The following is a 13,708-nucleotide window of genomic DNA, read 5'->3' on the forward strand; positions in this document are numbered from 1 at the left end:
GAGGCCCGGTGCCAGCTGGCACCGGGCCTCCCGTCCGTCCGTGGTGCGGACCTGCGGACGCTACTCGGTCGTCGAGACCCAGTCGATGAGCAGGTTGCCCTTCTCGCCCCAGTTGCCCACCTGGAACATGAAGCGGTGCGGGGTCGTCGGCACGTCGTGCGTGATGGTGCCGAGGACCTTGCCGTCGACGCTGTAGGTCACGGACTCACCGGGGACCCAGTCGACCTTGTAGGTGTGCCAGTCGCGCCACGAGACGCCGGTGCCGAGCTGAACGCGCTCGGCTTCCTTGCCCGGGGTCATCGAGTGGTGGAACACCGAGGGGCTGTCCTCGAAGTTGCCCTCGGGGAAGTCGATCTCGCCGTCCGCCCACACGTTCGACGTCGGCCACAGCATGAAGGCCGCGCCGTTGCCGTCGCCGCCGGTCGCCTTCGCGCGGACCGAGAAGGAGCCACCGACGTGGTCCCAGGCGCCGTCGGAGGAGCCGAAGGTGCCGGCCGCTCCGGCGCCGGTGCCGAGGGCGACGTCCATCACGCCGTCGTGCACCGACACGGTCTTGCTCGGCGCGTAGATGCCCGAGGTGCCGTCGGGGTAGGGCTGCCACGACTGCGGGTACAGCGACTGGACGAGGCCGGTGACGGCGTTCGTGGTGAAGTCCTCGACGAACGAGGCGTCCGGTGCGATCGCGGACAGGTCTGCGGGGGAGGCCTCCGCCTCGGGCGCGGCCTCGGACTCGGGCTCGGCCTCTGCGTCGGGCGCGGGCTCGGCCACGGGGGCCGAGTCCTCGATCGGCGCGGAGTCCTGCTCGGGCACCGCATCCGGGGTCCACTCGTCGGTGGGGGCCGGGGCCTCCGTCTCGTCCGGGGCCGGCGTCGGGGTGGGGTTCACCGGGGCGTTGTGCCAGCGGCGTTCGCCGTCCCAGCCCCACCAGGTGCGGGCGGAGGCGGCGGTGGGGACACCGAGGACCAGGGCGCCGGCGGTCGCGACCGCCAGGATCGCGCGGTGGCGGATCATCGGGTGCCCCCTCGGGTGGTCAGGGGCGTGGGCGTGGTGCGTGGGGTCGTGCCGCGCGAGGGCGTGCACGTGCTTCGGGTCGAGATGTCGGGCTCCTCGTGGATGCTCGGGCGCAGGATGCGGGGAGGGACGGACGCACCAGCCGGCCGGATGCCGAGGGTTTCGTTGACACGTCCACGGACATCTTGCATCATTTGTGACCCGTTCGGGGGGCGTCACGGAAATCGACCGACGAACGCCCGGTGTCCGCCGCCCGAACGTGCACGATGCAACGCGCGGCGAGCCGACCGCTCAGGCCCGGGGGATCGGCTGCAACCGCTGCAGCTGCGTCACGTGCCCCGGCTCGAGCTCGTCGAGCGAGGCCACCCCGAGCAGCCGCATGGTCCGCTCGATCTGCTCGGACAGGATCTGGATCATCCGGTCCACCCCGGCCTCGCCGCCGGCCATCAGCCCGTACAGGTAGGCACGGCCGACCATCGTGAATCTCGCGCCGAGGGCCACCGCGGCGACGATGTCGGCGCCGGACATGATGCCCGTGTCGAGGTGCACCTCGGTGTCCTTCCCGACCTCCTTGACCACGGAGGGCAGCAGGTGGAAGGGAACCGGGGCGCGGTCCAGCTGCCGGCCACCGTGGTTCGACAGCGTGATGCCGTCGACGCCCAGGTCGGCCAGGCGCTTGGCGTCCGCCAGGGACTGCACGCCCTTCACGACGATCTTGCCCTGCCACTGGTCACGGATCCAGGCGAGGTCCTCGTAGGTGACGGTCGGGTCGAACATGTGGTCGAGCAGCTCGCCGACGGTGCCGGACCAGCGGTCGAGCGACGCGAACGCCAGCGGTTCGGTGGTCAGGAAGTCGAACCACCACCACGGCCGCGGGATCGCGTTCACCACGGTCCGGGCACTCAGCTGCGGCGGGATCGAGAACCCGTTCCGCTTGTCCCGCAGCCGCGCACCCGCGACGGGCACGTCCACGGTGACGAGCAGGGTGTCGAACCCGGCCTGCTGGGCGCGGGAGACCAGCGCCATCGACTTCTCGCGGTCCTTCCACATGTACAGCTGGAACCAGTTGCGCCCGTGCGGGTTGGCGTCGCGGACGTCCTCGATCGCGGTGGTGCCCATCGTGGAGAGCGAGAACGGGATGCCGGCACGTCCGGCGGCCCGGGCACCGGCCCGCTCGCCCTCGGTCTGCATCATCCGCGTGAAGCCCGTCGGCGCGATGCCGAACGGGTACGACACCGGCGCCCCGAGCACCTGACGCGAGGTGTCCACCCGCGACACGTCCCGCAGGATCGCCGGGGTGAACTCGATGTCCTCGAACGCCTGCCGCGCACGGGCGAGGGAGATCTCCGCCTCGGCCGCACCCTCGGTGTAGTCGAACGCGGCCTTCGGGGTGCGGCGGGCGGCGATGTCCCGCAGGTCCCAGATGGTCAGGGCCTGTTCGAGGCGCTGACGCCGACCCGGCAGTGAGGGCTTCTTGAACTGCATGAGCGGTGCGAGGTCCCGCACCGTCGGCAGCTGTCGCTTGACCCGCGTGCGAGCTGCGGACGCGGACCCGGTCGCGGGCGCCGGTGCCCCGGTTGCGGGGTCGATCCGGTGCTGGTCGTCGGTCGTGGTCATGCGTGGCTCCTGACGGGGGATCGATCGGGATCGGCGCGCGACGACGCCGACGGGGTGTACCGCACGGGCTCGACGCTCCGTGCGACGATGCTGCGGAGTGCCTCCAGTGAAGCCCCTCCGAGGCCCGCGAGTCCAGCGGCGCGCGCCTGCACCAGCACGTTGCCGAGTGCGGTGGCCTCGACCGGGCCGGCCACGACCGGCAGGCCGGTCCGGTCCGCGGTCAGCTGGCAGAGCAGCCGGTTCTGCGAGCCGCCGCCCACGACGTGCACGACCCGGATGGTCTTGCCGGTCACGTCGGCGATGGTGCGCAGGGTCTCGGCGTACGCCGTCGCGAGGGACTCGAGGATGCTCCGGACGAACTCCGCCCGCGAGGCGGGGGCGCTCAGCCCGTGCGCCGCGCACCACGCGGCGATCCGCGCCGGCATGTCGCCGGGCGCCGTGAACGACTCGTCCGCGGGGTCGAAGACGGGGACCGGGGCGGTGACGGCCGCGGCGGAGGCGAGCAGGGCCTCCAGGTCGACGTGGTCGCCACCACGCTCCCAGGTGCGGACGCTCTCCGACAGCAGCCACAGTCCGGACACGTTCTTCAGGAACCGGACGCGGCCGTCGACACCGCCCTCGTTCGTGCAGTTCGCGCGTCGTGCCGCGTCCGACAGGACGGGCGCGTCGAGCTCGACGCCGACGAGCGACCACGTGCCCGACGAGATGTAGGCGAAGTCCGGTTCCGTCGCGGGCACCGCGACGACGGCGCTCGCCGTGTCGTGCGAACCGACCAGCGTCACGTCGGCCTGGCCGCCGACGAGCTCGGCGACGGACGGCAACAGAGGGCCGAGGCGGTCGCCTGGGTCGCGCAGCGTGGGCAGCAGCCCGGCCGGGAGGCCCGCAGCAGCCCGCACCGCCGGGTCCCACCCACGGGTGGTCGCGTTCAGTGCGCCGGTCGTCGAGGCGTTCGTGCGCTCGGCCGCCTCGACCCCCGTCAGCCAGTACCCGAGCAGGTCGGGCACGAGCAGCGCACGCTGCGCGAGCTGCAGCGACGGGTCGGCAGCCCACTGGAACACGGTGTTGAACGGCAGGTGCTGCAGGCCGTTCCGCGCGTACAGCTCGGTGGCGTCCATCCGGTCGTGCACGGGGAGGACACCGCCCTGGTGCCGGTCGTCGCGGTAGTGCGACGGCAGCCCGAGCAGTCGGCCGTCGCGGAGCAGGCCGTAGTCGACCGCCCACGAGTCGATCCCGATGCTGGAGATCGCGGGGTGCTCGGCGAACGCGCGCCGGAGCCCCTCGGTCACCTGTCGGTACAGCTCGACGACGTCCCAGTGCAGGGCGTCGCGGCCGGTGTCGGCGTCGCCCTCGTGCAGGGTGACGGGGCCGTTCGGGAACCGGGCGACGTGGTCCATCCGGACCCCGTCGGGGTCGACGTGGCCGACGATCACCCGGCCGCTGCTCGCCCCGAGGTCGACCGCGGCGACGCTGCCGCTGGTGTGCATGCTCTGCTCCTGCTCGGTTCGTTGGTCGTCGCTCGTTGGTCGTCGCTACCGCAGGAACGCGGCGGCGACGCCGGCGTCGACGGGCACGTGCAGGCCGGTGGTGTGTGAGAAGTCGTCGGTGCAGATGGCGTAGACGGCGTTCGCGACGTTCTCGGGCACGACCTCGCGCTTCAGGATCGTGCGCTGCGCGTAGAACTTGCCGAGGTCCTGCTCCTCGATGCCGTACGTCTTGGCGCGGTTGGCGCCCCAGCCGCTCGCGAAGATGCCGGAGCCGCGCACGACGCCGTCGGGGTTGATGCCGTTCACGCGGACGCCGTGCTCCCCGAGCTCGGCCGCGAGCAGCCGCACCTGGTGGGCCTGGTCGGCCTTCGTGGCGGAGTACGCGATGTTGTTCGGCCCGGCGAACACCGAGTTCTTCGACGAGATGTAGACGATGTCGCCGCCCAGGCCCTGCTCGATGAGCACCTTCGCCGCGGCCTTCGACACCAGGAACGAGCCCTTCGCCATCACGTCGTGCTGCAGGTCCCAGTCCTGCTCGGTTGTCTCGAGCAGGCTCTTGGACAGCGACAGCCCCGCGTTGTTCACGACGAGGTCGAGGCCGCCGAAGTGCAGCAGGGCCTGCTGGATCGCCTGGTCGATCGCGCCGGCGTCGGTGACGTTCGCCGCGACGCCGATCGCCTGGTCCGGGCCACCGATCTCGGCTGCCGCTTCCTGCGCCTTCGCCAGGTCGAGGTCGGCGATGACGACCGCGGCGCCCTCGGCCGCCAGGCGCTTCGCGATCGCCTTGCCGATGCCCGATGCGGCTCCGGTGACCAGGGCGATGCGCGTCGCGAGCTTCTTGGGTGCGGGCATCCGCTGCAGCTTCGCCTCTTCGAGGGCCCAGTACTCGATCCGGAACTTCTCGGCCTCGTCGATGGGGGCGTACGTGCTGACCGACTCGGCACCGCGCATCACGTTGATGGCGTTGACGTAGAACTCGCCGGCGACGCGGGCGGTCTGGGCGTCCTTGCCGTACGAGAACATCCCGACACCGGGCACCAGCACGATGAGCGGGTCGGCGCCGCGGATCGCGGGGGAGTCCGGCGTCGCGTGCCGGTCGTAGTAGGCCTGGTAGTCCGCGCGGTACTGCTCGTGCAGTTCCTGCAGGCGGGCGGTCTGCTCCTCGACGGAGGCCGTTGCGGGCAGGTCGAGGATGAGCGGCTTGACCTTGGTGCGCAGGAAGTGGTCCGGGCAGCTCGTGCCGAGGGCCGCGAGTGCTTCGGCGCGCTCGCTCGCCAGGAACTCGAGCACGACGTCGCTGTCGGTGACGTGCCCGACGACCGGCTTGTCGTGCCCGGCGATGCCGCGGATCGTCGGGGCGAGGGCTGCGGCGCGCGCGCGACGTTCGACGGTCGGCAGTGCTTCGAACCCCGCTCGGAGGCCGCCGAACGGTTCGGCCTTGCCGTGCTCCGCGAGGTACCGCTCGGCGGTGTCGATGATCCAGCGGGAGTTCGCTTCGGCCTCGTCGCTCGTGGCACCCCAGGCCGTGATGCCGTGGCCGCCCAGGATCGTGCCGATCGCCTGCGGGTGGTCACGCTTGACGCCTGCGATGTCGAGCCCGAGCTGGAACCCGGGCCGGCGCCAGGGCACCCAGACGACCCGGTCGCCGAAGATCCGCTCGGTCAGGGCCGGACCGTCCGCCGCGGTGGCGATCGCGATGCCGGCGTCGGGGTGCAGGTGGTCGACGTGGGCGGCGTCGACGAGGGCGTGCATCGCGGTGTCGATCGACGGCGCAGCACCGCCCTTGCCGTGCAGCGTGTAGTCGAAGGCGGCGACCATCTCGTCCTCGCGCTCCACCCCGGGGTAGACGTCCTGGAGGGCACGGACGCGGTCGACGCGCAGGACCGCGAGGCCCGCCGGGGTGAGGGTGCCGAGGTCGCCCCCGGAGCCCTTCACCCAGAGCAGCTCGACCGGTTCGCCCGTGACGGGGTCGGTGTCGGTGCCCTTGGCGGAGGTGTTCCCGCCCGCGTAGTTCGTGATCCGCGGATCCGAGCCGAGCGCGTTCGAGCGCGCGACCAGCGCCCGGATCGTGGTGTCTGCGTCGGTGCCGTGCATTGCGGGGTCCACCCGTGCCTCCACTGTGTTCGTCATGTTCCTACGCGCCCCAGCCGGCCTGGACGCCGCCGACGCGGGCCTCGGCGATGGACTGCTGGTAGCCCGAATCCAGGTACGCGCGCATCGGGTTCGCCGGCAGCCCGCGGGATTCGCGCCACTCGGCCAGGTCCTTCCGGACGTCGGTCTGGTACGCGTCCATGAAGACCTCGTTCGCGCCGAGGACGTCGTGGGCCTCCTGCGCGGCGGTCAGTGCGACGCGGTCGAGGAGCAGTGCGCGGGCCGTCATCTCCTGCACGTTGAGCACCGAGCGGATCTGGCCGGGGATCTTGTCCTCGATGTTGTGGCACTGGTCGAGCATGAACGCGACGTCGGGGTTGTCGTACCCGCCGCCGCGGATGACCTCGACCAGGATCCGGAACAGCTGGAACGGGTCCGCGGCGCCCACGATCAGGTCGTCGTCGGCGTAGAAGCGCGAGTTGAAGTCGAAGGAACCGAGCTTGCCGAGGCGCAGGAGCTGCATCACGATGAACTCGATGTTCGTGCCGGGGGCGTGGTGCCCGGTGTCGAGGCAGACCATCGCCTTCGGCCCGAGCGCCGCCGTCTGCACGTAGCTGGTGCCCCAGTCGGGAACGTCCGTGTGGTAGAACGACGGCTCGAAGAACTTGTACTCGAGCACGAGCCGCTGGTCGGCACCGAGGCGGTCGTAGATCGTGCTGAGCGACTCGTGCAGGCGGTCCTGGCGGGAGCGCATGTCCTCCTGCCCCGGGTAGTTCGAGCCCTCGGCGAGCCAGATCTTCAGGTCGCGGCTGCCGGTGGCGTCCATCACGTCGATGCAGCGCAGGTGGTGGTCGATTGCCTTCTGCCGGATCGTCTCGTCGACGTGGGTCAGGGCGCCGAACTTGTAGTCGTCGTCCTGGAACGTGTTCGAGTTGACGGTGCCGAGCGAGACCCCGTGCTCCTCGGCGTGGCGCTTGAGGTCGGCGAAGTCGTCCACCAGGTCCCACGGGATGTGCAGTGCGACGGTGGGCGCCAGGCCGGTGTGCTTCTGCACCTGGGCGGCGTCGGCGATCTTCTCGTAGGGGTCGCGCGGGGTGCCCGGCGTGCTGAACACCTTGAAGCGGGTGCCGGAGTTGCCGAAGGCCCAGCTGGGCAGCTCGATCTGCTGTCGTGCCAGCTGGTCGGCGATGCCGGCGAAACTCGGGGTCGATGTCATCGTGTCACTTCCTCGTGTGCGATTGAATCGTTTCATACGGTACGGCTTGCGCGGGCTTCGCGCAACCGTGGTGGGTGGTGCTGCGTCGCGCACCCCGTTGCGGGCATCGCGCCCTGGAGAGTCGGGGCGCGATGCGCGCACGGGGGCGCGATACGAGCGGATTGCTCGCGGAGCGAGGGGGCGGGCGCAGGACGAGCGCGGGACGGGCGCGGGACGAGCGCGGGACGGGCGCGGGACGAGCGGATTGCTCGCGGAGCGAGGGGGCGGGCTGCGCTGGCGGGCGGCGCGCCCCGTTGCGGTCTTCGCGCCCCGAAGAATCGGGGCGCGAAGCCCGCCCGGGGGCGCGCCGCCGGGCGAACGCCGCCAGGCGTCCTGCGCACCCATCGTGACCGGCCCACCTTCCGCCCGCCAGACCCCTACGCGGCGGGGACCGCGGCGGGTGCGCGCAGGTCGTGCGTTCCGCCGCCGAGCCACTGCTCCGCAGCACCCGGCAGGCGCACCACGGCCGAGACGCCCTCGGGCACGGTCGCCCGGACGCGCAACTCCCCGTCGACGAGCTCCCACCGCACCGCGACGTGCCCGTGCACGGTGTCGAGCGAGGTCTCCGCCCACGTCAGCCCACCGCCCGGCTGCGGGGCGATGAGCACGGTCTCGTACCCCGGCGACAGCGGCGACAGGCCACCCACCACCCGGTGCATCCAGTCCGCCACGGCACCGAGTGCGTAGTGGTTGAACGAGGTCATCTCACCCGGGTTGATCGTGCCGTCCGGCAGCATCGAGTCCCACCGCTCCCACACCGTCGTCGCGCCCATCGTCACCGGGTACAGCCACGACGGGCACTCCGTCTGCAGCAGCAGCCGGTAGGCGTCCTCCAGGTGGCCGGTCTGCGTCAGCGCGTCGGTGATGAAGGGCGTTCCCGCGAAGCCCGTCGAGATCCGGTACCCGGACGCCTCGACCAGCTCGGCGAGACGGTCGCCGGCCACGGCCTGCTCCTGCTCGGACAGGATCCCGAACACGATCGCCAGCGTGTACACCGTGGTCGCGTCCGACAGGATCCGCCCGTCGTCCTGCAGGTAGTGGGTGCGGAACCCGGCCTGGAGGCGCGTGGCGAGTTCCCGGAACTCCGCTGCTTCCGCCTCGTGACCGCCCAACAACTCCGCCGCGTCCGCCACGATCGTCGCGGACCGGTAGGCGCAGATCGTCGCGACGACGCCCTTGTCGGCCTTCGCGTCGGCCGGGGCCTCGGGCGGGGCGTCCGGGTCGAGCCAGTCGCCGAACTGGAACACGGTGTCCCACAGGTCCTCCGGGGACAGGTGGTCACGGACCCGGCGCAGGTGTGCGGCCATCGAGTCGAACTGCTCCTCGAGCACCGCGGTGTCGCCGTACGCCTGGTACAGCGTCCACGGCACCCAGACGCCGGCGTCCGACCAGACGGCGGTCGCGTCGGGCGTACCGAAGTCCTCGGCGGGGGAGTACTTCAGCACGTCCGGCACCACGAACGGGATGACCCCGTCGGCGTGCTGCTGCTCGAGCCAGACGTCGCGCAGCCAGTCGGCCAGGAACGTCCGGGTGTCGAACAGGTACGAGGCCGTCGGGGCGAACGCGGCGATGTCGCCCGTCCAGCCGAGTCGCTCGTCGCGCTGCGGGCAGTCCGTCGGCACGCTCAGGAAGTTGCCCTGCATGCCCCGGACGACGTTGTCGTGGAAGGTGTTCAGCAGCTCGTGGCTCGACGCGAACGTGCCGGTGCGGGTGAGGTCCGACCCGACCTGCACGGCGGTGACCGCGGCGCGGAGTTCGTCGTGCGTACCCGGCCAGCCGTCGACCTGCGCGTACCGGAACCCGTGGAACGTGAACCGGGGCTCGAACGTCTCGGGCTCGTCGTCACCGCGCAGGGTGAAGTGGTCCGTCGCCTTCGCGGTGCGCAGTGGGCGGGTGCCGAGCTCGTCGTGCTCGAGCACCTCGGCGTGCTGCAGGGTCAGCACGGTGCCGGCCGGGCCGGTCGCGGTGACGCGGAGCCACCCGACCAGGTTCACGCCGAAGTCGAGCAGGGTCGCTCCCGACGGGCTCGTCCAGATCGCCACCGGGGCGATCTCGGCCAGCGGGCGCACCGGCGGCACCGTGTCGGCGACGAGTTCGCGCTCGCCGATGTCGACCGTGTGCACCGTGCTCGTCCGTCCCTGGTGGCCGTCGACGCTGGGCACGGTGACCTCGCCGGGCGTCAGGAACGACCCGTCGCGGAGTCGGGCGTCGATGTCCTGCCCGTCGTAGAGCTGGTCCGCGGTGATCGCGCTCGACAGGGCCTGCCAGTCGGTGTCGGTCGTGACGTGCTGCTCGTGCCCGTCGTCGAAGGTGATCCGGAGTTCGGCGAACCCGGCGCGCTCGTCGGTGTACCAGCCACCGCCGCCGCCCCAGGCCAGGCGTCCGGCTGCCCAGCCGTTGCCGACGACGAGCGCGAGCACGGCCGGCTGCCCGGGGATCGTGTCGGTCAGGTGCTCGGTGACGTCGTGCGAGACGACGCGGATGCGCCACTCGTAGCTCGTCCACCCCGGTTCGAGCAGGTGGTCGGAGACGCGCTGCCCGCCGAGCCAGGCCTCGACGACGCCGAGGGCGCTGACGTCGAGGGTGGCGGCGGTGGCGGCGCCGTGGCCGTCGTCGAGGGTGAACTTCCGACGCAGGATCGGGGCGCTGCCGAGGTCGGTGTCGGCCGCGATGAACGGTGCGGTCCAGGTGGTCATGTGGTGGTCCTTTCACGCGACCGGTCGTCGTCGACCGGTGCGGGGGTCGTGGGCCCGGCCGTCCGCCCGGGTGGGCGGTGTGGCGGAGGCGGGTCGCGCCTCCAGGCCGGGGTGGGCGGTCAGCCCTTGACGGCGCCGCTGGTCATGCCGGCGACGATCTGACGGTTGAAGAAGACGTAGAGGATCAGCGGCGGGATCGTGATGAGCAGCACGTCGGTGAACAGCAGGTTCAGCTGGCTGACCGACTGACTCTGGAACGCGTAGAGCGTCTGCTGCACCGTCGCGTTCTCGGACCCCGGCAGGAAGTACAGCGGGTTGGTGAAGTCGTTGAACACCGTCACCGACTGCACGAGCACGACCGTGATGATCACCGGCTTGAGCAGCGGCAGCACCACCCCGAAGAACAGGCGGATCGGGCCGGCACCGTCGAGCACGGCGGCCTCGTCGAGTTCCTTCGGGATCGTCGCGACGAACGCCCGGAACAGCAGGATGCAGAACGACAGGCCGAAGGTCGCCTCGATGAGGATCATCCCGCCCATGGTCTTGAACAGGTTGAGCCCCTGCAGCACCCAGATGGTCGGCACGATCGCCGGCGGCACGATGAGCCCCGCCAGCACGAAGAAGTTGATCAGGGCGTTCCACCGGCTCGGCCGCCGCTGCAGGACGTACCCGACCATCGCCGAGAACACGACCATGACGGTGACGCTGCCGACGGTGAGCAGGGCGCTGTTCCAGAACGCGCGGAGGATCCCACCGTCGCCGCTCTGGAACACCGCCTGCAGGTTCTGCCACAGCTGCCAGTCGGTCGGCAGGCTGAAGCCGAGCTGGTTCGCCTCGGCCGGGTTCTTCGCCGCCTGGAGCAGGACGAAGACGAACGGCACCAGGAAGACGACGAAGCTGACGACGATGGCGATCGAGCCGATGATCCACCGGCGGGCACGCCCGGGGTGGCGGTTCCGGCTCGCCGGTGTCGGGCGGCGGCTGCCGGACGTCGGCGCGTGACCGGTCCCGGGGGTGGTGGCGGCGGTCACAGGTCCGCCTCCTTGCGGTTGAGGAGCCACGAGATCGGCACCATGATCGCCGTGACGACGACGAACAGGACCACGTTGCCGGCGGTGGACAGGCCGTAGAACCCGGCCTGGTACTGCTTGTAGATCACGCTCGCGATCACGTCGCTCGTGAACCCCGGCCCGCCGCCGGTCATCGCCCAGATCAGGTCGAACGACCGCAGGCCGCCGATGAGCGACAGGATGATGACCGTGCCCATCGCGGGGCGGGACAGCGGCAACGTGATGTTCCGGAAGATCGACCACGCGCTCGCGCCGTCGACCCGTGCCGCCTCGAAGTACTCCTGCGGGATCGCCACGATGCCGGCGATGAAGATGAGCGTCGCGATGCCGACGCCCTTCCAGACGTCCACCGCGGCGACGCTCCACAGGGCGAGCGCCGGGTCGGTCAGCCACCCGGGGGTGGGCAGGCCGACCGAACCCAGCACGCCGTTGATGATCCCGTGGAAGGGGTCCATCAGCGCCTTGAACGTGATGCCGATGCCGATGGTCGACACGAGCACCGGGAAGAACACGACCGCCCGCAGGTAGCCGCGCCCCAGCACGGGCGACGTGAGGAGCAGGGCGAGGGCGAGTCCGAGGACCACCTTTGCCGCGCTCGTCACGAAGCCGTACTGGAAGGTGTGCACGAACCCGGAGACGAGCTGCGGGTCCTGGAAGAACCGGACGAAGTTGTCGAAGCCGATGAAGGTCTGGTCGAACAGCGTCCAGCGGGTGAGCGAGAAGTAGAACCCGGCGAAGGTCGGGACCGCGAAGAACACGACGTACAGCGCGATCGCGGGGATGAAGAACCACGCGGGGTAGAACGAGCGCATCCGCTTGCGCGCTGGTCCGGGGCGGCCGGCCTTGCGTGTCTGCGGCGGGGCCACCGCCGTCGTGAGGGTCGCGGTCACGCCGATCACCAGCCCTTGATGCCGAGCTGCTGTGCCTGCTGGACGACGTCGTCGTCGTACTGGTCGGCACCCTTGCTCGCGGTGGTGATGCCCGAGCCGACCTGCACGCAGATCTTCTCGAGGTTCGGGCCCTTGATCGGGGACAGGAACTCGAGCGCGGGGCTCGCCTTGCCGTCGTCCAGGTACTGCTGCAGGTCGTCGATCATCGGGGGCACGTCGTCCGGCAGCGAGCAGGTCGAGATGACGTACGGGCCGGCGGGGGTGCCGGTGTCGTTCTGCACCTGGCAGCCCTCGGTGGAGTTCGCGAAGGCGACGAACTTCTTCGCCGCGGCCAGCTTGTCGCCCGTGGTCGTCTTCGGGATGTACAGGCCGTTCGGCTCCCAGATCGTCAGGTTCGTGTCCGCGGCGTCCTCGGCCGGCAGGGCGAACGCGCCGATGTCGTCGACGGCGTCGGGGGAGTCCTGCTGGATCGCCGAGATCGCGTTCGTGAGCATCGGGTACTGCGCGCCGGTGCCGTCGGCCAGCATCTTCAGGCCGTTCGCCTGCGTGGCCGAGGCGTAGTCCTCGTTGTAGAGGTCCTTGTCCTTGCCCTCGGCGAGGTGCTCGAACCCGGCGAGTGCGGGTTCGTCGGCGTAGGACTCCTTGTTGGCGGTGTAGTCGTCCGCCCACTTGTCGTCCTGCGCGGTGATGTTCGCGAAGTCGCCGAGGACGAAGAGCTGGCTGGTCCAGGTGTCGCCGTAGGTCTGGATGATCGGGGCGACGTCGCCGGCGTCCTTGATCTTCTCGCTGTTGCTGATGAACTCGTCCCACGTGGTCGGGACCTTGAGGCCGAGGTCGTCGTAGACCTTCGTGTTGTAGAGCACCGCGCCGCCGAAGCTCGTGCCGAACGGGGCGCCGTACATGCCCTTGTCGGTGCTGACGACCTTGGTGAACTGCGGGTCGACGTCACTCGCCCACTTCTCGTCGGACAGGTCCACCAGGGTGTTGTCCGGGTTGAGGGCCTGCATGAGCGAGCCGGAGTTGTAGTTGAAGACGTCGGCGGCCTCGCCGGTCGACAGGCGGGTCTTGATCAGGTTGTCGCCGTCGGTGCCCTGGGGTCGGGTGTCGAACTTGACGGTGATGTCGGGGTTGGCCTTCTCGAAGGCCTCGATGAGCGGCTTCGCGGTGGCCGCGGTGGCCGGGGCGTTGTCGGCCTGGTAGGTGATCTCGACCTTGCCGCCGCCTTCGTCGGCGGAGCCGCCGGACGAGCACGCTGCGAGCCCGCCGATCAGGACCGTCGCGCCGCCGATGGCGATCGCGCGCTTGGTCATGGAACGAACTGACATTCCTTACCTCCTCGTAAGGCCCGGGGCTGGGGTACCCCGGGTGAAACGGACCCGGATCCCGCGCCGTCGCGGGGTCCGGTTACTGCGTTTTAGAACGTTTCAATCAGGATGGAACCACGAGGATTGAAGCGTGTCAATCGCTGTGCCGATTTCGTTACGCGCGGCTCGTTCGCTTGCTCGCTCGTTCGTCGTTCGGTGCGAGGTTCCACACTCGGTGACGGGCGCGCGGGCTCGCACGGAGTGCGCAACCTCGCACGAGCCGACGCGCG

9 protein-coding genes are annotated in these 13,708 nt (G+C 70.7%); all 9 read right to left on the minus strand.

What is annotated here, in order from left to right:
* Positions 1 to 60 precede the first annotated feature (60 nt).
* The gene (locus tag BIU91_RS19335) at positions 61 to 1,011 is read right to left on the minus strand and encodes a glycoside hydrolase family 16 protein (protein ID WP_071405033.1); all 951 of its coding nucleotides are present in this window, start codon (positions 1,009 to 1,011) and stop codon (positions 61 to 63) included.
* Positions 1,012 to 1,302: 291 nt separating this feature from the next.
* Positions 1,303 to 2,496 (minus strand): alpha-hydroxy acid oxidase, encoded by a 1,194-nt coding sequence (locus BIU91_RS08330; protein ID WP_071405117.1) that lies wholly within the window; start codon positions 2,494 to 2,496, stop codon positions 1,303 to 1,305.
* A gap of 128 nt (positions 2,497 to 2,624) precedes the next feature.
* On the minus strand, positions 2,625 to 4,112 hold the full coding sequence (locus tag BIU91_RS08335; protein ID WP_071405034.1) for a rhamnulokinase family protein: 1,488 nt from the start codon (positions 4,110 to 4,112) through the stop codon (positions 2,625 to 2,627).
* Between the two features lie 45 nt (positions 4,113 to 4,157).
* Complete coding sequence (locus BIU91_RS08340) at positions 4,158 to 6,206, minus strand: bifunctional rhamnulose-1-phosphate aldolase/short-chain dehydrogenase (protein WP_071405035.1); 2,049 nt, start codon at positions 6,204 to 6,206, stop codon at positions 4,158 to 4,160.
* Between the two features lie 40 nt (positions 6,207 to 6,246).
* Positions 6,247 to 7,419 carry an L-rhamnose isomerase gene (rhaI, locus tag BIU91_RS08345; protein WP_071405036.1) on the minus strand — a complete coding sequence of 391 codons (1,173 nt, stop codon included), beginning with the start codon at positions 7,417 to 7,419 and terminating at the stop codon, positions 6,247 to 6,249.
* A 416-nt stretch (positions 7,420 to 7,835) separates the two neighbouring features.
* Positions 7,836 to 10,154: a family 78 glycoside hydrolase catalytic domain gene (locus BIU91_RS08350; RefSeq protein ID WP_071405037.1), complete on the minus strand. Its 2,319-nt coding sequence runs from the start codon at positions 10,152 to 10,154 to the stop codon at positions 7,836 to 7,838.
* 119 nt (positions 10,155 to 10,273) lie between these two features.
* Positions 10,274 to 11,080, minus strand: a complete 807-nt coding sequence (locus BIU91_RS08355; RefSeq protein WP_071405118.1) for a carbohydrate ABC transporter permease — start codon at positions 11,078 to 11,080, stop codon at positions 10,274 to 10,276.
* Between the two features lie 101 nt (positions 11,081 to 11,181).
* Positions 11,182 to 12,114: a sugar ABC transporter permease gene (locus BIU91_RS08360; RefSeq protein ID WP_253183710.1), complete on the minus strand. Its 933-nt coding sequence runs from the start codon at positions 12,112 to 12,114 to the stop codon at positions 11,182 to 11,184.
* 5 nt (positions 12,115 to 12,119) lie between these two features.
* Complete coding sequence (locus BIU91_RS08365; protein WP_071405038.1) at positions 12,120 to 13,439, minus strand: ABC transporter substrate-binding protein; 1,320 nt, start codon at positions 13,437 to 13,439, stop codon at positions 12,120 to 12,122.
* Positions 13,440 to 13,708: the final 269 nt, after the last annotated feature.

It is taken from the genome of Curtobacterium sp. MMLR14_002, assembly GCF_001864975.1.
GTDB classification, from domain to species: domain Bacteria; phylum Actinomycetota; class Actinomycetes; order Actinomycetales; family Microbacteriaceae; genus Curtobacterium; species Curtobacterium flaccumfaciens.

What these genes read in the sequence shown, in the direction of transcription:
- BIU91_RS08335 (WP_071405034.1), bottom strand. Translation starts at nt 4,112, where the DNA reads ATGCACACCAGCGGCAGCGTCGCCGCGGTCGACCTCGGGGCGAGCAGC.
- BIU91_RS08330 (WP_071405117.1), bottom strand. Translation starts at nt 2,496, where the DNA reads ATGCAGTTCAAGAAGCCCTCACTGCCGGGTCGGCGTCAGCGCCTCGAA.
- BIU91_RS08365 (WP_071405038.1), bottom strand. Translation starts at nt 13,439, where the DNA reads ATGTCAGTTCGTTCCATGACCAAGCGCGCGATCGCCATCGGCGGCGCG.
- rhaI (WP_071405036.1), bottom strand. Translation starts at nt 7,419, where the DNA reads ATGACATCGACCCCGAGTTTCGCCGGCATCGCCGACCAGCTGGCACGA.
- BIU91_RS08340 (WP_071405035.1), bottom strand. Translation starts at nt 6,206, where the DNA reads ATGCACGGCACCGACGCAGACACCACGATCCGGGCGCTGGTCGCGCGC.
- BIU91_RS08350 (WP_071405037.1), bottom strand. Translation starts at nt 10,154, where the DNA reads ATGACCACCTGGACCGCACCGTTCATCGCGGCCGACACCGACCTCGGC.
- BIU91_RS19335 (WP_071405033.1), bottom strand. Translation starts at nt 1,011, where the DNA reads ATGATCCGCCACCGCGCGATCCTGGCGGTCGCGACCGCCGGCGCCCTG.